This is a genomic window from Corynebacterium hansenii, assembly GCF_030408795.1.
In the GTDB taxonomy this organism is placed as follows: domain Bacteria; phylum Actinomycetota; class Actinomycetes; order Mycobacteriales; family Mycobacteriaceae; genus Corynebacterium; species Corynebacterium hansenii.
This window is the reverse complement of record NZ_CP047211.1, coordinates 1,626,261-1,644,373: the sequence shown is the minus strand read 5'-3', so window position 1 is coordinate 1,644,373 and position 18,113 is coordinate 1,626,261. Positions and strand designations below refer to the sequence as shown.

Sequence of the window (18,113 nt, the reverse complement as noted above, 5' to 3'; positions counted from 1 at the left end):
GGCGCGGGATGGCCCGCTGGCTCGCGTCCGCCGTTGGACGAACTCCATGGTGGATCACCCGCCGGTTCGCGTCCGTCGTTGCGTGGTCCGAGGGATGAATTGCCGGCCATCTCGATCCCGCCGTCGTGTGAACTCCGCGGTGGATCACCCGCCGGCTCGGATTCGCCACTGGTTCTCACTCAGGAAATTCATACACACCTTTTGTTGCTCGGAACTGCGGATTTGGGGTGATTTCGGCGGTTTCGAGCAACGAAAAGTGTGTATGAATGCGCTAAGTCAACGGGTGTGAAAGTTGAGACGAAAGTGGCGCGACGGGATCACGGATCGTGGTCGGAATCGGCCGGGGGGCGGCTGGACGAGGGCCATCCGGCGATCGCCGCCGTGGATGGTCCGCGCAAGGGTGGGTGACTTCCGCGGCGCATGGGTGGCGCGACGGGATCACGGATTGCGGTTCGGATCGACCGGGGTGCGGCTGGACGAGGGCCATCCGGCGATCGCCGCCGTGGATGGTCCGCGCGAGGGTGGGTGACTTCCGCGGCGCATGGGTTGCGCGCCCGGGGTGGCCGGCCGGACAAAAGAAGGCCAGCGGCCACCGCGCATGACATGCTGGAAAGGCGTCGGCGGCGCTCGGCCCCCTCCGGTCGTGCCCCAATCACCGGGCGACCCCGGAAACCCTGACCGAGGGGAGACACGACCGGAGGAGACTGAGCACCGCCGCCGCCACCGGCGCTACCGGTCCTCGAGCTCGCCTTCCGTCTCGAGGAACGTCCGCCGCAGCAGCTCCAGCCGCTCCTCGTCGGGGTTCTCCCACATCTCGCGGTCGGCGGCCTCGAGCAGCCGCTCCGAAATGTCGTGCAGCGCCCACGGGTTCGACTTGTCGAAGAACTCGCGGTTCTCCGGGTTCGCCACGTACTCGTCGGTGAGGGTCTCGTACATCCAGTCGTCCATGACGCCGGTGGTGGCGTCGTAGCCGAACAGGTAGTCCACCGTCGCGGCCATCTCAAACGCGCCCTTGTAGCCGTGGGCGCGCATCGCCGACATCCAGCGGGGGTTGACCACGCGGGCGCGGAACACGCGGCGGGTCTCCTCGTGGAGGGTGCGGGTGCGCACGGCGTCGGGCCGCGTCGAATCGCCGATGTACGCCTCGGGGTCCTTGCCGGTCAGCGCGCGCACGGTGGCGACCATGCCACCGTGGAACTGGAAGTAATCGTCGGAGTCCGCGATGTCGTGCTCGCGGGTGTCGGCGTTCTTCGCGGCGACCTGGATGCGGCGGTAGGCGGTGCGCATCTCGTCGGCGGCGGGGGCGCCGTCGACGCCGCGGCCGTAGGCGTAGCCGCCCCAGGTGGTGTACACGGCGGCGAGGTCCTCGTCGTCGCGCCACGACCCGGAGTCGATCAGCTGCAGCAGGCCCGCGCCGTAGGTGCCCGGCTTGGAACCGAAGATGCGGCGGGGGCGGAGTTCGACCGCGCCTTCACCATCGCCCGCTTCCGCCGCATCGGCCTTCGCGTGCGCCCGGACGTAGTTGACGTCGTCGGCTTCGTCGAGGCCCGCGACGAGCGCGACGGCGTCGTCAAGCAAATCGATGACGTGCGGGAACGCATCGCGGAAGAACCCGGAGATGCGCACGGTGACGTCGATGCGGGGACGCCCCAGCTCCTCGGCGCCGATGACCTCGAGGCCGGTGATGCGCCGCGACGCCTCGTCCCACACCGGGCGCACGCCCAGCAGCGCGAGGACTTCGGCGATGTCGTCGCCGGAGGTGCGCATGGCGGACGTGCCCCACACGGACAGGCCGACGGACTTGGGGTATTCGCCGTCGTGGTCGGCGCGGAACCGCTCGATCAAACCGTCGGCCAGCCGCTCGCCGGTTTCCCACGCCAGCCGCGACGGGATGGCCTTCGGGTCGACGGAGTAGAAGTTCCGGCCGGTGGGCAGCACGTTGACCAGGCCGCGCAGCGGCGAGCCGGACGGCCCGGCGGGGATGAACCCGCCGTCCAGCGCGTGGAGGACGCGCGGGATCTCGCCGGCGGTTTCGGCCAGGCGCGGCAGGATTTCGTCGCGGGTGAACTCCAGGAGCTTGACGACGGTGCCCGCCGCCGACGCTTCCAGCCCGTTGGCGCCGATGACGTCCTCCGCCAAGGAGCCGAGGTCGACGGCCGGATCGTCGATCAGCGCGGTGACCAGCGAGGTGGCGATGCCGTCGATGCGGTCGACGTCGACGCGCTCGTCGGAGCCGTCCTCGGCCAGGCCCAGCGACTCGCGCAGGCCCGGCAGCGTGAACTCGCCGCCCCACAGTTGGCGGGCGCGCAGCATCGTCGCGACCGTGCCGGAGAGGTCCTCCCCCGACGGCGCGCGGCCGAGGATGTGCAGGCCGCCGCGGATGGCGGCGTCCTTGATCTCGCAGAGCCAGCCGTCGACGTGCATGAGCATGTCGTCGAAGACGTCCTCGTCGGGGCGCTCCTCCCAGCCGAGGTCGCGGTCCATCTGCGCCGCCGAGATCAGCGTCCAGATTTCCTGGCGGATGGCCGGCAGCTTCGCCGGGTCCATGGCGGAGATGTTCTGGTGCTCGTCGAGCAGCTGCTCCAGGCGGGTGATGTCGCCGTAGGACTCCGCGCGCGCCATCGGGGGGATCATGTGGTCGACCAGCGTGGCGTGGGCGCGGCGCTTGGCCTGGGTGCCCTCGCCGGGGTCGTTGACCAGGAAGGGGTAGATCAGCGGCAGCTCGCCGATGGCCTGGTCGGGGCCGCATTCGGCGGACAGGCCGAGGGTCTTGCCGGGCAGCCACTCCATGTTGCCGTGCTTGCCCATGTGCACCACGGCGTCGGCGCCGAAGCCGCCGGAATCGGCGGGCCGGGCCAGCCAGTGGTAGCAGGCCAGGTAGTGGTGGGTCGGCGGCAGGTCGGGGTCGTGGTAGATGCCCACGGGGTTGTCGCCGAAGCCGCGGGGCGGCTGGACCATGACCACGACCTTGCCGAAGCGCAGGCCCGCGATGTAGATGTCCTGCGTCTTCGGGTGGACGTAGAGCGAACCGGGGGCCTCGCCCCAGTGGTCGACCATGGATTCGCGCAGTTCCCAGGGCAGGGTTTCGAAGTGCTCGAAGTAGCTGTCGGCGGGCAGGCGCAGCTCGTTGGCGGCCATGACCTCTTCGGTGAGCCAGTCCGGGTCCTGGCCGCCGGCGGCGATGATCGCGTGCATGAATTCGTCGGCCGCGGCGGTGCGCGCCTCGGCGTCGGAGTCGGCGTCGGCCTTGCCGTAGGCCTCGAATCCGGGGATGGCGGAGACGTCGCCGAGGTCGTAGCCGGCGTCGTGCAGCGCGTGGAGGACCTTCAGCGTGGAGGCGGGGGTGTCCAGGCCGACGGCGTTGCCGATGCGCGCGTGCTTGGTGGGGTACGCCGACAGCATGACGGCGATCTTCTTGTCGGCGTTGGCCAGGTGGCGCAGCCGCGCGTGGCGGACGGCGATGCCGGCGAGGCGCGCGCAGCGCTCGTAGTCGGGGACGTAGGCGATTAGGTCGTCGGCGTCGATCTCCTTGAACGAGAACGGCACCGAGATCAGTCGGCCGTCGAACTCGGGGACGGCGACCTGGGTGGCCACGTCCAGCGGGGTCAGGCCCTCGTCGTTGTCCTCCCACGCCTCGCGCGGCGAGGTCAGCGCCAGGCCCTGGATGATCGGCATGTCCAGCTTGGCCAGCGCGGCGACGTCCCAGGTGCCGTCGTCCCCGCCGGCTTGGGCCAGCGCGGGGCGGTTGCCGCCGGCGGCGAGCACGGTGGTGATCAGCGCGTCGCAGGTGCCCAGCTCGTCCAGCAGGTCGTCGCCGGCGGTGCGCAGCGATGCCGCGTAGATCGGCTTTGCGACGGCCCCCCGCTCCTCGATGGCGGCGCACAGCGCGGAGACGTAGGCGGTGTTGCCGGCGAGGTGCTGGGCGCGGTAGTAGATCACGCCAATGACGGGAGCGTCGTCGGCGAGCGTCGGGGCCGCGGGCGCGGCGGCGGTCTCGCCGTCCGCGTCGTGTTCGGGATCCCAGTCCCGTTCGAGGTGGCCCCACGCCGGCAGGCGCTGCGGCTCGGAGAAGCCCAGGCCGGTGAAAAGCAGGGTGTCCGAGAGGAAGTTGTGCAGCTGCACCAGGTTGTCGGCGCCGCCCTCGGCGAGGTAGGCGTGCGCGGTGGTGGCCACGTTCGCCGGCACGGTCGAGTACTCCGTCAGCTCCGCGTCGGGGGCCTGCTCGCCGGAGACCAGGACGGTCGGGATGCCCGACGCGATCACGTGGTCGATGCCCTCTTCCCACGCCCTGCGGCCGCCGAGCAGGCGGATGATCGCGACATCGGCGCCGTCGAGGAGCTTCGGCAGGTCGTCGTCGAGCAGGCGGGCGGGGTTCGCCCAGCGGTACTCGACGTCCTCCCCCTTGGCCGATGCGGCCCTGGCGGACAGCAGATCGGTGTCGGACGTGGAGAGCAGCAGGATCATCGCGGCTGCGCCTTTCCCGGGGATCTCGCGCCCCGTGGCCAAGCTTCCCGGAACGTGGGGGTCTGACTCTCACAGTGGCGCGACCGTCCGGAATTCCACCGGCTTCCCCACACCCGGGTCGGGTGGTTGAACGTTTCGCGGGTAGCCTACCCGCCCGCCGGATCCGGGGCACCGGGGACCCCGGAACACGCTCCCCCGGCCGGCGGTCGGCTGCCGCGGTGGGTCCGGCCCCGGACCCTTATTGCGGCCGGCCGGGTTGCCGGACCGGTGCCGCGCCGAACCCGGCTGCCGGTTCCCTACCGCGACAGGCCCGGCAGCTCGGACTGCGACGGCAGCTGCGGCGTCAGCGAGCCCGGCGCTCCGGGGATCGGCGTCGACGGCTCGGGCGAGAAGTGCGCCCACAGGAAGTCGATCGCCGGCAGCAGCTGGGACAGCATGGGCGCGATGTGGTTGACGCCCACCTTGCCCGGGATGGCGGGGGTGTTGTCCTCGACGTAGGTCACGTCGGCGCCCTTGCCGGTCCAATCGGCGTTGAGTTCGCGGATCTGGTTGATCGGGATGATGTCGTCGCCGATGCCGCCGTAGACCATCGTCGGGTGGTCGGGGACGTCCTTGCCCAGCTTCTGGCGGGCCAGCTCCTCGAGCACCTCCGGGTAGCGGGCCTCGATGACCTCCTTCAGCGAGCTGCCGTCGGCGGTGAAGTCGCGGGTCGAGCGGAACCCGGAGTCGAGCACGGCGCCGCCGATGCACAGCCCGTCGGAGGACTTCAGCCAGGCGCGGCCGGCGTCGTTGAGCTCCTCTTCGGTGATCTTGCGGCGCAGTTCCTCGTCCTTGCCCAGCACGCCGTTGATGGCGTAGGCGACGGCCGCGGACAGGATCGAGCCGTCGATGGTGTCGAGCACCTCGATGAGGTTCGACGGCGGGGCGCCGACGGTCGACGCGACCACGTTGAGGTCGGGCGCGTACCGGTGGGCGTTTTCCGCGGCCCAGCCGGAGGTGCTGCCGCCCTGCGAGTACCCGTACAGGCCCACCGGAGCGGCCGGGTCGACGCCGAGGCCGCGGGCGGCGACGGCCGCGTCGAGCATCGACTGGCCGGAGGAGATGTTGTCCGCGTACTCCTGGGATCCGGTGTCGGGGTTGCGGTGGTGGTCGATGATGACCACGGCGGCGCCGCGGGAGAGGTTCTCGGCGGCCGGCAGCATCTCGTAGCCGACGCCGAGGTCCGGCGGGGTCATGCCGACGTGGATGCCCGTGGCCGCGGTGCTCGACGGGTCGCAGTGCTCGCCGGGGCCCTGGGTGCCCGGCGCGATGGCCACCAGCGGGCGGGGGCCGGGGCCCTTCCACGGGGTGCGCGGCTCGATGTAGGTGGCGCGGTCGATGCTGGGCCGCCCCATCGAGTCGGTCGACGAGTAGGTGAACTTGGTGGCGTCGGCGCGCCAGGCGCCGTTGCCGCCGACGAGTTCCATCTTCTCCGAGGTGGACACGACCCCGGCGTCCCCCGAGCGGGTCGGGTTCTGCGGGAACGGGCCCAGGGCGTGCGCGGCCGGCGCGGCGGAGAGGACGAGTGCTGCGGAGGTGCCGATGGCGAGGACCGTGCGGCGCAGTCGGATCATGTACGAGCTCCTTGGTGTGGCTGTGCGGCCATGTGGCCGCGGCGGCTTCGCGACGACTGCGTCGGCGAATGCCGCGGGGAAATTATTTATATGCCAAAGGTTACATTCGCGTAAGTTTTGCCGGCGGCGTTTTGGGGAAAATCACCTCCGACCGGGTGAACCGGGACGCGCCGGGCGTCGCCAAGCAGGCAGATCGACCGTCTGCGCAGACGTATGATCGGGGCATGGACACACCCGCCAACCAGCCCGAATCCCCCCGCCCCGAACGCGACCGGCCGGACGGATGCCCCGGCACCCGGCGCGTGCACGTCGCCGCCGACGGTGCGATCGGCCGCCTGCGCTTCCCCGGCGGATTCCTGCCCGCGCCGGGCTTCGCGGTGCTGGCGGATCTCGCCGAGAATTTCGGCGACGGCGACATCCACTTCACCTCCCGCGGCAACGTGCAGATCCGCGGCATCCGCGACGTCGCCGGGTTCGCCGACGCCGCCGAGGAAGCCGGCATGCTCCCCCACCCGGAGCACGACCGCGTGCGCAACATCCTGCAGTCGCCGATGACCGGCCGCGTCGGCGGGCTCGACGACGTGTCGGATCTGGTCCGCGCCTTCGACGACGCGCTGTGCGCCGACCCGTCCCTGGCGACCCTGCCGGGGCGCACCCTCTTCGCGCTCGACGACGGCCGCGGCGACGTGCTCGGCGAGGCCCCCGATCTCGGCCTGGTCGCGCTCGGCGGCGGCGAATTCGAGCTCGTCGTCGCCGGCGCGCCCGCGGGCCTGGCCGTGCCGCGCGACCGCGCCGTCGAACTGCTGCTGGCGGCGACGCGCGCGTGGGCGGAAGTGCGCGGCGAAGCGTGGCGCGTGGCCGAATCCGGTCTGGCCGACCGGGTGATCGCCATGACGGCGGAGGCCGCGGGCGTGGCCGTCGGCGAGGCCTCCGACGCCGAGTCCTTCGCCTTCGCCCACCCCGGCACCGAGCAAATCGGGTGGATCGACCAGCCCGACGGCCTGGTCAGCCTCGCCGCCGGCCTGCGCTTCGGCGTCCTGCCCGCCCGCCTGGCCCGCGCCATCGCGCACACCCGGGTGCCGGTCCACGTCACCCCCTGGTACTCGCTGGTGCTCCACGACCTGGAGGAGGACGTCGCCGAGCAGGTCGTGCGCGTCATGGCGCCCAACGGGCTGATCTTCGACCGCAAGTCCACGTGGCTCAACGTCTCCGCCTGCACCGGGCGGCCCGGCTGCCCGAAGTCGCTGGCGGACACCCGCGGCGACGCGGCGCACGCCATCGCCCAGGCGCGGCTGCCCGAGGGGCGCGTGCACTTCTCCGGCTGCGAGCGCCGCTGCGGCCGGCCCAAGGGCGGCTACGTCGACTACCTGGCCACCGGCGACGGCGAGTACGAGGTCACGTCGGTCGACTGAGCCGCCGCGCGCCCGTCCACCGTCGGCGCGCGGCCGTGGCTTACCCTTGTCGCATGACAGGCTTCGACTACGTAACCGACGGCCCGGCCATCTACCGGGAGTCGTTCTCCATCATCCGCGCCGAGTCCGACCTGGGGCGATTCACCCCGGAGCAGGAGGTCGTGGCCGTGCGGATGATCCACGCGGCCGGCCAGACGGATCTTGCCGGGGACATCGTGTTCTCCCCCGGCGCGGTCGCCGCGGCGCGGGCCGCGCTGGAGGCGGGCAAGCCGATCTTCACCGACGTCACCATGATCGCCTCGGGCATCACGCGGCGGCGCCTGCCGGCGGACAACGAGGTCATCTGCACGCTCAACGACGAGCGCACCCCTGAGCTCGCCGCGGAGCTGGGCACCACGCGCACCGCCGCCGCCGTCGACCTGTGGGGCGATCGTCTCGAGGGCGCCGTCGTGGCCATCGGCAACGCGCCGACCGCCCTGTACCACCTGCTCGACCGCCTGCGCGCCGGCGAGCTGCCCATGCCCGCCGCCGTGCTGGCCATGCCCGTCGGGTTCGTCGGCGCAGCGGAGTCGAAGCAGGCGACCATCGACGTCGCCCCCGGGATCCCGGGCCTGGAATACATCACCGTCACCGGCCGCCGCGGCGGTTCGGCCATCACGTGCGCGGCCCTCAACGCGCTGGCGACGAAGCAGGAGATCCTTCCGTGACCGCCGCCGCCCCGGGGGCCGTCGAACCCGGCCACCTCTACGGCGTGGGGCTGGGCCCCGGCGATCCGGGCCTGATCACCCGCCGCGGCGCGGACGTCATCGCCTCCGCCGACGTCGTCGTCTTCCACGCGGGCCCGCACGGGCGCTCGACCGCGCGGCGCATCGCGGCGGAGCTTCTCGACGCCCGCCCGGAACCCGCCATCGAGGAACTGCTGGTCTACCCCGTCACCAGGGGCGGCGGGGACGACGGCGGGTATGCCGAAGCCATGGGCGCCTTCTACGCCGAAGCCACGCGGCGACTGGCCGACCACCTCGCCGCAGGCCGGTCGGTGGCGGTGCTCTCGCTGGGCGACCCGATGCTCTACAGCTCCTACCAGCACCTGCACCGCGCGCTGGAGGGCGATTTCCCCGCCCACGTCATCCCCGGCGTGCCCAGCGTCACCGCCGCGGCCTGCGAACTGGCCACTCCCCTGGCGGAAGGCGGGGACATCCTGTCGATCCTGCCCGCCACCGCCGGCCGCGAGCGCCTCGAGGCGGCGGCGAACGCGGCCGACTGCCTGGTGATCATGAAGCTCGGCGGCCACGTCGACGAGGTCCGCGAGGTTCTCCGCGGCGCGGGGATGCTCGACCGGGCGCGCGTCGTCGTCCGCGCCACGATGGGCGACGGCTGGTCCGCGCCGCTCGACGCCGTCGATCCGGCGGACGTGCCCTACTTCTCGGTGGTCGTCGTGGGCTCGACGCCCGCGGAGGGTCCCGACACCGGCGTGCGCGTCGCCTCCCGCATCGGCGGTGCCGCGACGGAATCCACCCCGGCGGGGATGGGCGAAGTCGTCGTCATCGGCCTGGGACCCGGCCCCGACCGCTGGCTCACCCCCGAAGCCGCCGCGGAACTGGAGCGGGCCACCGACGTCGTCGGCTACAACACCTACGTCGCCCGCGTTCCCAACCGCTCCGGCCAGACCAAGCACATGTCCGACAACCGCGTCGAGGGCGAGCGCGCCGCGATGGCTCTGGACCTCGCCAAGTCCGGCGCCCGCGTCGCCGTGGTCAGCTCCGGCGACGCCGGGGTGTTCGCCATGGCCGCCGCCGTGCTGGAAACCGCCGACGACGACCCCTGGCGCGACGTGCCCGTGCGCATCGTGCCCGGCATGACCGCCGCCCAGGCCGTCGCCAGCCGCGTCGGCGCACCGCTGGGACACGACTTCGCCATGCTCTCGCTGTCGGACCGCCTCAAGCCGTGGGCGATCGTCGAAAAGCGCCTGCGTGCCGTCCTCGGCGCGGACATGGCCTTCGCGGTGTACAACCCGGCGTCGAAGACGCGGCGCGCGCAGGTCGTGGCGCTGCGCGAGCTCGTCGCCGAGTACCGCGACCCCGAAACGCCCGTCGTCGTCGCCCGCGCGGTCGGCGCGCCGGAGGAAAAGGTCACGGTCACCACCGTCGCCGACCTCGACCCGGAGGTCGTGGACATGCGGACCATGCTCATCGTCGGAGCGTCGTCGACCCGCGCCTACGACGCCGTCGACGGCGTGCGCGTGTTCACCGCCCGCCACTACGGCGGCGGCGGATTCGCGGGAACCGGGGCGCTCGGCGGGGATCGCTGAGGCGGACGGCCGGGGCCTTCGGTGCGGGCGTCGGCCCGGGCCCCGCGGGTACCATCCGGGCCATGACGTACTGGCTCTTCGACATCGATGGCACCCTCGTCGACTCGACCCCGGCGGTCGAACGGGCGTGGCGGACGTGGGCGTCGGAAAACGGCGTCGACGGCGACGAGATCATGCGCGTGAGCCACGGCCGGCGCACCGAGGACACGCTCGCGGACTTCCTCCCGCCGGAGCAGGTCGCGCCCGCGTACCGGCGCATGGAGGAACTGGAGATGTCCGACCTCGACTCCGTCGTGGCCCTGCCCGGCGCCGCCGATCTGCTGGAGTCGCTGCCCCGCGACCGTTGGGCCGCGGTGACGTCCGGCGCCCGGGAGCTCATGCGCGCCCGGCTCAACGCCGCCGGATTGCCCGTGCCCGACGTGCTGATCACCGCGGAGGACGTCGAGCAGGGCAAACCCGACCCGACGGGGTATCTCCTCGCCGCCGGGCGCCTGGGCGCGGAACCGTCGCAATGCGTGGTCGTGGAAGATGCGCCCGCCGGTTTGGAGGCGGGCACCCGCGCCGGGTGCCGCGTCATCGCCGTGGCGACGTCCCACGCGCCCGAGCAGTTGGCGGGCCACGAGGTCATCGCCGATCTGACGCAGCTTCCCGACGACCTGCGGCCGTAGCGTTCGGTGACACTGCGCCATGGCCCACTGGCCGCCGCTCCCTCAGGCGGCTCCGCTCCCTCAGGTGACTCCGCTCCCTCAGTCGGCTCCGCTCCCTCAGGTGACTCCGCTGCCTCAGGTGACTCCGTCCCTCGGGCGGCTCCGTCCCCTCAGACGCGGCCGCGCGTGACCGCGTCGAAGGCCCGATCGACGGTGTCGGCGACGTAGGCGATGTCCTTGCCCGGCAGCTCCGGGCGCTGGACCATGATCACCGGCTTGCGCAGGTCGCGGGCCGCCTCGATCTTGGCGTGGGTCTGCGCCCCGCCGGAGTTCTTGGTCACCAGGCAGTCGACGGCGTAGTCCCGCATGAGCTTGCGCTCGCCTGCGACGTCGAAGGGGCCGCGCGACAGCAGCACCTTCCGGTTGCGCGGCAGCGGGCCGGTGGGCTGGTCGACGCAGCGGATCAAGTACCGGCCCTTGTCGTCGGCGGCGAAGTGCGACAGCTGTTGCCGGCCGATGGTCAGGAACGGAGCGGCGAACCTCGTCCGGGCCAATTCGGCGGCCGCCTCCATGTCGGGCACCTCCAGCCAGTGGTCCCCGCGCTCCTTCTCCCACGCGGGCCGGTGCAGCGCGACCAGGGGCAGGCCGGTGGCGCGCGCCGCTTCCGCCGCCGACGCGCTGATGCGCTCGGCGAAGGGGTGGGTGGCGTCGACGATGACCTCGGTGGCGTCGGAAAGCAGCCACCGGGCCAGGCCCGCCGGGCCGCCGAAGCCGCCGATGCGCACGTGCCCGACGGGCAGCTTCGGCTCCGCGACGCGCCCGGCCAGCGACGACGTCACGTGCCAGCCTGCGTCGACCAGGCGCTTGGCCAATTGCCGGGCTTCGCCGGTGCCGCCGAGGATCAGTGCCCGCACGTCAGGGTCCTCCCCTCGGCGTCGCGGGGACGGCCGTCGGAATAGAGGTAGCTGTCCGGGAAACCCTCGGCGCCGAGCACGCGGCCGACGACGATGACGGCCGTGCGGGTCACGCCGGCGCCCTTCACCTGGCCGGCGATGTCCGCGAGGGTGCCGCGCAGGATCGTCTCCTCCGGCCGCGACGCGAAGGCCACCACGGCCACGGGGCAGTCGGCGCCGTAGTTCGGCTCCAATTCCGCGACGACCCGGTCGATGTCGTGCGCCGCCAGGTGGATGCACAGGGTCGCGCCGGTGCGGCCGAAGTTCTCCAGCGTCTCGCCTTCCGGCATCGCCGACGCGCGGCCGGAGACGCGGGTGAGGATGACCGACTGCCCCACCGTCGGCACCGTCAGCTCGTGGCCCAGCGCCGCGGCGACGGCCGAGAACGACGCCACGCCGGGCACGATCTCGTAGTCGATGCCCAGGGCGGTCAAGCGGCGGGCCTGCTCGGCCAGCGCCGACCACACGGACGGGTCGCCGGACTGCAGCCGGGCTACGTCCTTGCCCTCGTCGTGGGCCCGGGAGATCACCGCGATGATGTCCTCCAGCGGCATCCGCGCGGTGTTGACCACCTCCGCCCCCTCGGGGCAGTTGGCCAGCACCTCCGGCGGCACGATCGACCCGGCGTACAGGCACACCGGGCAGGACCTGATCAGGCGGTCGGCGCGCAGCGTCAGCAAGTCGGCCGCCCCCGGCCCGGCCCCGATGAAGTACACGGTCACTGGTTCTGCTCCCCTTCCGCGCCCCTGCGGGCGGTTCCTTCCGCATCGGCCGGTCCGGCCGGGGCCCCGCCTGCGGCATTGCTTTGCGACGGCCCGTCCACGACCCATTGGACCACCGGCAGCGCCGGCCGCCAGGCCGTGAACGATCCAACCCTACCGGCGCGTTCCACGCCGATCCGGTGCACCTCGCCGCCGAAGCGCGACCGGGCGTCCCACAGGACCGCCTCCGATTCGATCGTGACCGTGTTGGCCACCAGCCGCCCGCCCGGCGCGAGCGCGTCCACGCAGGCGTCGATCATGCCCTCGGCGGTGAGCCCGCCGCCGATGAAGATCGCGTCGGGTGCGGCGCGGTGGACGTCGGCAAGCGGGGCGAGGGCCTCCGGCGCACTGCCGTGGACGACCTCGACACCGCCGGACAGGTTCGCGGCGTTGGCCCGGATGCGTTCGGCGCGGGTGGCGTCGCGCTCGATGCAGATGGCGCGGCCGCCGTGGCGCGCCCATTCGATGGCGATGGAGCCGGTGCCGCCGCCGACATCCCACAGCAGTGCGCCGGGGCGCGGGCCGAGGGCGGCGACGGTGAGCTCGCGTATGGGGCTCTTGGTCAGCTGGCCGTCGGTGTCGAAGGCGTCGTCGGGGAGCCAGGCGCGGGAGGGGCCGGACGGTTCGACGGCGAGGATGGTCAGGTCGCCGGCGGGCGTCGGCGGGTGCGCGGCGGTCCCCCGCGCGATGGATTCGGGGTATGGCCCGGCCTCGCCGCCGCCGGCGTTGGTCAGTGTGGTGAGCACCGAGTCGGGGCGGTCCGACAGCGCGTCGGCGACGTGGGCCACCGAATCCGCGCCGCGGCACAGGACCAGGAAGGGCTGGCCGGCGTCGGCGAGGGGGACGACGGCGCCGGCGCCCTCGCGGCCGGCGGGACCGGTGACCAGCGAAACCACCGGCGTGCGGTCGAGCGCCCACCCCAATCGGGCGCACGCCAGCGACGCCGAGGACGGCGCGGGGAACACCTCGATGGCATCGGCGCCGAGTTCGCGCACCAGCGTCGTACCGATGCCGTGGAACATGGGGTCGCCGCTGGCCAGGATCACGTCGCCGGACGGGTCGAGGTCGGCGAGTACCTCGCCCCATCGCCGCCAGTAGCCCTCGGGCCACGTGGCGCGTTCGGCGGTGATCGGCGGGGCGGTGGCGTAGGAGGCGGTGGCGTCGGGGTTGTCGGGGCAGCCGGGCGAAGCGGAGGCGGATTCCCCGACGTCGAGAAGCTCGAGCTGCCGGGGCGCGCCGATGATGCGCCGCGCGTCGGCGAGCACGGCCCGGGCACGCGCCGTCAACCCGTCGAGGCCGTCGCAGCCGATGCCGACCACGCGGAGGCGGGTGCGCGTCATCGCGGCATCTTCCTCCAGATGAACCGCGGCGTGAACCGGGTGGCGCGCGCCAGGAAGCCGAGGCGGGCGGGAATCCACACGTCGAGTTTCCGGCCGTCGAGCGCGGTCACCGACGCCTCGGCGACCTGCGCCGGCGTCGACGACATGGGCGCGGGCTTCATGCCCTCGGTCATTCGGCCGATGACGAAGCCGGGGCGCGCGATGGTCAACTGCACCGGTTCGCCGTGGAGGCGGTCCTGCATCCCCTGCAGGAAACCGTCGAGCCCGGCCTTCGCGGAGCCGTAGACGTAGTTCGCGCGGCGCACGCGGGCGCCGGCGATGGAGGAGAACGCGAGGATCCGGCCGGCCACCCCGTCGCGCACGGGCAGTTCGCCGGTGGCGGCGGCCGCCGACATGCGCGCGACGAGCTCGGTGGCGATGGCCGCGTGCGCGGTGAAGTCGGTGTGGATGACCCGCGCGGCGGCCGCCCCGGAAGTTTCGCATTCGGCTTGGTCGCCGAGGATGCCGAAGGCGATGACGGCGGTGTCCACTGGGCCGTGCGCCCATGCCTCGTCGAGGACCCGGCCGTGCGACTCGAGGTCGTCGGCGTCGAAGCGCACGCGGTGGACGGCCACGGCCCCGGAGTCGGTGAGGCGCTTGGCGATGTCGTCGAGCGCCTCGACCCGCCGCGCGGCCAGCGTCACGGTGTTGTGGTTGGCCAGGCGCGCGGCGACCTCGCCGCCGATTTCGCTGGTGCCGCCCAGGACGAGCACGTGCCCCATCGCTACTTGTCCCCCGTCTGTCGCGTGGCCGATTCCCCCGCCACGACCAGCTCATGCGGCCCCCGGTTCAACGGCTCGCAGCCGTCTTCGGTGACCACGACGATGTCCTCCAGCCGCATGCCGAAGTCTCCCTCGAAGTACAGGCCGGGCTCGACGGAAAACGCCATGCCCGGTTCGAGCACCAGGTCGTTGCCCTCCATGATGAAGGGCTCCTCGTGCAGGCTCAGCCCGATGCCGTGGCCGGTGCGGTGGATGAAGGCGTCCCCGTGCCCGGCGGCAGCGATGGCCCCGCGGGCGGTGGCGTCGATCGACGCGGCGGTCACGCCCGGGCGCACCGCGGCGACCGCGGCTTCCTGGGCTGCGCGGAGGACCTCCCACGCCTCGGCGGCGCGTTCCGGCGCCTCGCCGATGACGTAGGTGCGGGTGCAATCCGAGTGGTACCCCACTCCCCACGTGCCGCCGATGTCGACGACCACGACGTCACCGTCGCCAAGCTTCTTGTCCGAAAACGCGTGGTGGGGATTCGCGCCGTTGGGTCCCGAACCGACGATGACGAAGTCGACCGCCGAGTGGCCCTCCTCCAGGATCGCGGCGGAAAGCTCGTCGGCGACCTCGGCCTCGGTGCGGCCGGGGCGCAGCATGCCCGGCACGCGGGCGTGGACGCGGTCGATGGCGGCGGCGGCGTCGCGCAGCTCGGCGACCTCGGCGTCGTCCTTGCGCATGAACAGCTCGCGCAGCGTCTCCCCCGCCAGCACCGCCTTCGCGTCGGTGAGCTCCAGCAGCGGCAGCAGGTGGTCGGCGGTCAGCGACGCGCCGACGCCCAGCACCCCGTGCGCCCCTCCGGAACCGGCCGCCATGCCCAGCGCCTCGGCGACGAGCCGGTGCGGACTCTCGCCGTCGGCCCACAGAACCACGTCGACGTCGAGATCCGGCACCGCCGACGCCGGCAGATCGCCGCGTTCGACGGCGGGCAAAACCAGCACCGGCCGGGCCGGCTCCCCTTCCCCGGGCTTCGCGGCGGGCACCGCCAGCGCCGTCAGCCGTTCATGCGAGCTGACCTTCGACCCGATGAGGTACTCCAGGTCGGGCCCCGTGCCGAAAACCAGGCCCCCGATGCCGCGGTCGGCGGCGAGTTCGGAGGCGCGGGCCAGGCGGCGGGAATAGACGTCCGATGGGAAGAGTGATTCGGTCATATCGCCCACGATAACCCCGGGCGACGGTATTTTGATGGCATGAACCACCGCCCCGACCCGTTGACCAGGATCATCGCGAGGGCAGGACGCGGCATCATGGCGCTGCCGGCGCCGGTGCTGCGTCTGGTCGCCCGGCCGCCGCGCAATGGGCGGGGGTATCTGCTGGACGCGGACGTGGCCATGTCGCTGGCCATGCTCGAGCGCCTCGGCCCGGCGAAGGGCATCCGGGAGATCCCGGCCGCCAAGGCCCGCAAGGGACTGGACCGCGAGGCGTACCTCGCCGCCGGGCCGCGGCCGAAGATCCGCACGCGCGGGGAAATCATCGCCGGCGTCGGCGTGCGCAGGTACTTCGGTTTTCCGCTTGCCGACGCCACCGCGCCCGTAGTCATGTATCTCCATGGGGGCGGCTGGGCGCTGGGATCCCTGGATTCGCACGACGCCCCGTGCCTGCGCCTGGCCGAGTCCGCCGGCGTCGACGTGGTCTCCGTGGATTACCGGCTGGCGCCGGAGCACCCCTTCCCGGCGGGGCTCGACGACGCCATGGCCGTGTACGCGGCGCTGGTGGGCGACGGTCCGGGGCCGCACCGCCGCGTGGCGGTCATGGGCGACTCCGCCGGCGCGAACCTCGCCGCCGCCGTGTGCCTGGAGGCCAAGCGCCTCGGGCTGCCTCAGCCGGCGCTGCAGGGCCTGATCGTGCCGGTGACCGACGTCGCCGCGTGGATCGGCGGCCGCGACGCCTGGACCGGCAGCGGCCGCGAGTTCGAGACCGGGTACTTCCTCGCCTCCGCCGACATGGCCGGGTTCGCCGACCTCTACATCGGCGACGGCACCCGGGATTCGGCCTCGCCGGAGCTCGCCGTGGATCCGAGGGTGTCGCCGCTGTACGCCGAAGACCTCTCCGGGCTCGCCCCCGCGTTCGTCGCGCTGGCCGGCTTCGACCCGCTGCGCGACGAGGGAGAGGCCTACGCCGCCCGTCTCGCCGACGCCGGCGTGCCCGTGACCGTGAAAATGCACCGCGGCCTGGTCCACCCCTTCCTCAACTCCCCCGGCCTGTGGCGCGCCTCGCGCCGGGCCATCGACGAACTCGCCGGCGCCGTGCGCCTGGCCCTGGAGGTCCGACAGTGAACGACGACGCGACTGACGCACGCCCCGTGGACCCGCGCCCGCTGGCGGTGGTCACCGGCGCCGCATCCGGCATCGGCCGCGGCCTGGCCATCTCGCTGGCCGGCGACGGCTGGCGCGTGGCCATGGCCGACCGCAACCCCGCCGGGCTGGCCGACACCGCCGAAGCGGCGCGCCGGGCGGCCGGTCCGGGCAACCACCCCGTCGTCGATTCCGCCGAACTGGACATCGCCGACTTCGATGCGGTGAAGGGATGGGCGGACGGCGTCGTCGCAAAGCACGGCGCCCCGCGGGACGTGTACAACGCCGCCGGGATCTCCGTGTGGGGCGACCCGACGACGCTGCCGCACGCGAAATGGCGCGGCGTCATCGACATCAACCTGATGGGCACCATCCACATCGTCGAGGCGTTCACCCCGTCGATGGCCGACGCCGGGCGCGGGCGGCTGGTGTGCGTCTCGTCGGCCGCCGGGATCCTCGGGCTGCCGTGGCACGGCGCGTATTCCGCGTCGAAGGCCGGGGTGCTCGGCCTGTGCGAGGTGCTGCGATTCGACCTCGCGCCCAAGGGGATCTCCGTCCACGCCGTGGTGCCCGGTGCCGTGGACACGCCGCTGGTGCGCACCATCGACATCGACGGCATCGACCGCGACGCCCCGCGCGTGACCAAGGCGACGAAGCTGTTCCGCAACCACGCCATCTCGCCGGCGAAGGCCGCGGCGATCATCCGTTACGAGGTCGACGCCGGCACGTACCTCATCCCCACCTCCCCCGACGTGCCGGTCGGCCGGTGGGCGCAGGTGAACATGCCGTGGGCCTACCGCGGCGCGATGAAGCTGCTCAACCGCGGCCTGCGCTGGGCCGCCGACGGCGCCGCGGCCGACCGCGCGAAGTAGGCGCGCTACCGCTTCTCGTCGGGCGGCGTGCCCAGGACGTGGAGGGCGGTGGCCAGGCCGTCGTAATGCGTGACAAGCTGCACCAGCGCCACGCATTCCCGGTCGGTCAGGTGGCGGGTCAGCTCCGCCCAGGTGGCGTCGTCGACGTCTCGCTTTGCGACGAGCTGATCCGCAACCGCGAGCATCGCCCCGCGGTGTCCGGTGAAACCGTGGTCGCGGCGGTCGACGGCGGCGATTTCCGCATCGGTCAAGCCCGCCCTCTTGCCGATGACCCTGTGATGGTCCCGCTCGTAGTCCGCGCCGCGGCCGTGGGCGACGCGAAGGATGACCAGCTCGGTGTCCGTCCGCGACAGTTCGCCGAAGGGCATCATCGTCGCCGAATAGATGAGCCAGCCGCGGAACAGACGTTTCGCGCGGCCGATGGTTGCGAACACGCCCAGGCGGCGGCGGCCCGTGGCGCGGGCGCCGATGGCTTCGATCGCCCCGTTCAGCAGGCCCAACTGCCTGCGGCTTCCCGGGCCGGGGCGGCCGGCGGGCAACGGCGGGCTGGCGGGGCGGTCGAGGGCGGGGTCCTGGCCGCGATCGCGGGAAGTATCGTCCATGAAACCAGGTTAGGCGGGCTCACCCGCGGGCGCAGCGAAACGGC

General features: G+C 72.8%; 14 protein-coding genes. 6 read left to right on the top strand and 8 right to left on the bottom strand.

What is annotated here, in order from left to right; translation table 11 throughout:
* Positions 1-729: 729 nt before the first annotated feature.
* Positions 730-4,464 carry a cobaltochelatase subunit CobN gene (cobN, locus tag CHAN_RS07235; RefSeq protein WP_290288021.1) on the bottom strand — a complete coding sequence of 1,245 codons (3,735 nt, stop codon included), beginning with the start codon at positions 4,462-4,464 and terminating at the stop codon, positions 730-732.
* Between the two features lie 296 nt (positions 4,465-4,760).
* Positions 4,761-6,077: a lipase family protein gene (locus CHAN_RS07230; protein ID WP_290288018.1), complete on the bottom strand. Its 1,317-nt coding sequence runs from the start codon at positions 6,075-6,077 to the stop codon at positions 4,761-4,763.
* A 224-nt stretch (positions 6,078-6,301) separates the two neighbouring features.
* Between CHAN_RS07230 and cobG the strand changes: the two genes are divergently transcribed.
* The 4 genes from cobG (at position 6,302) to CHAN_RS07210 (ending at position 10,465) form a co-directional block, all read left to right on the top strand.
* A complete protein-coding gene (gene cobG, locus CHAN_RS07225) occupies positions 6,302-7,489 on the top strand; it encodes a precorrin-3B synthase (RefSeq protein WP_048743555.1) in 1,188 nt (395 codons plus the stop codon).
* A gap of 53 nt (positions 7,490-7,542) precedes the next feature.
* Positions 7,543-8,196 (top strand): precorrin-8X methylmutase, encoded by a 654-nt coding sequence (locus CHAN_RS07220; RefSeq protein WP_290288012.1) that lies wholly within the window; start codon positions 7,543-7,545, stop codon positions 8,194-8,196.
* Positions 8,193-9,797 carry a precorrin-3B C(17)-methyltransferase gene (gene cobJ, locus CHAN_RS07215; protein ID WP_290288009.1) on the top strand — a complete coding sequence of 535 codons (1,605 nt, stop codon included), beginning with the start codon at positions 8,193-8,195 and terminating at the stop codon, positions 9,795-9,797. Before CHAN_RS07220 ends, cobJ begins: the two co-directional genes overlap by 4 nt.
* 62 nt (positions 9,798-9,859) lie before the next feature.
* Entirely contained in the window at positions 9,860-10,465 is a 606-nt protein-coding gene (locus tag CHAN_RS07210; protein WP_193388850.1) for an HAD family hydrolase, read from the top strand.
* Between the two features lie 149 nt (positions 10,466-10,614).
* On the opposite strand, the gene CHAN_RS07205 is transcribed toward CHAN_RS07210, so the two are convergent.
* Genes CHAN_RS07205 through CHAN_RS07185 form a run of 5 tightly spaced genes read right to left on the bottom strand, consistent with a single transcriptional unit; the run spans position 10,615 to position 15,461 of the window.
* A complete protein-coding gene (locus tag CHAN_RS07205) occupies positions 10,615-11,358 on the bottom strand; it encodes a cobalt-precorrin-6A reductase (protein WP_048743560.1) in 744 nt (247 codons plus the stop codon).
* Positions 11,346-12,119, bottom strand: coding sequence for a precorrin-4 C(11)-methyltransferase (cobM, locus tag CHAN_RS07200; protein ID WP_290288003.1), 774 nt, complete (start codon positions 12,117-12,119; stop codon positions 11,346-11,348). The genes CHAN_RS07205 and cobM overlap by 13 nt, the downstream gene beginning before the upstream one ends.
* Entirely contained in the window at positions 12,116-13,498 is a 1,383-nt protein-coding gene (cbiT, locus tag CHAN_RS07195; RefSeq protein WP_290288000.1) for a precorrin-6Y C5,15-methyltransferase (decarboxylating) subunit CbiT, read from the bottom strand. Before cbiT ends, cobM begins: the two co-directional genes overlap by 4 nt.
* Positions 13,495-14,259: an SDR family NAD(P)-dependent oxidoreductase gene (locus CHAN_RS07190; RefSeq protein WP_290287996.1), complete on the bottom strand. Its 765-nt coding sequence runs from the start codon at positions 14,257-14,259 to the stop codon at positions 13,495-13,497. The genes cbiT and CHAN_RS07190 overlap by 4 nt, the downstream gene beginning before the upstream one ends.
* Before the next feature lie 2 nt (positions 14,260-14,261).
* Positions 14,262-15,461, bottom strand: coding sequence for a M24 family metallopeptidase (locus tag CHAN_RS07185; RefSeq protein WP_290287995.1), 1,200 nt, complete (start codon positions 15,459-15,461; stop codon positions 14,262-14,264).
* Positions 15,462-15,491: 30 nt separating this feature from the next.
* Between CHAN_RS07185 and CHAN_RS07180 the strand changes: the two genes are divergently transcribed.
* On the top strand, positions 15,492-16,577 hold the full coding sequence (locus CHAN_RS07180) for an alpha/beta hydrolase (RefSeq protein ID WP_290287993.1): 1,086 nt from the start codon (positions 15,492-15,494) through the stop codon (positions 16,575-16,577).
* Positions 16,574-17,467, top strand: coding sequence for an SDR family oxidoreductase (locus tag CHAN_RS07175; RefSeq protein WP_290287991.1), 894 nt, complete (start codon positions 16,574-16,576; stop codon positions 17,465-17,467). Before CHAN_RS07180 ends, CHAN_RS07175 begins: the two co-directional genes overlap by 4 nt.
* A 5-nt stretch (positions 17,468-17,472) precedes the next feature.
* Here the strand turns inward: CHAN_RS07175 and CHAN_RS07170 are convergent, their stop codons facing one another.
* Positions 17,473-18,069 carry a carboxymuconolactone decarboxylase family protein gene (locus CHAN_RS07170; RefSeq protein ID WP_290287988.1) on the bottom strand — a complete coding sequence of 199 codons (597 nt, stop codon included), beginning with the start codon at positions 18,067-18,069 and terminating at the stop codon, positions 17,473-17,475.
* Positions 18,070-18,113 lie beyond the last annotated feature (44 nt).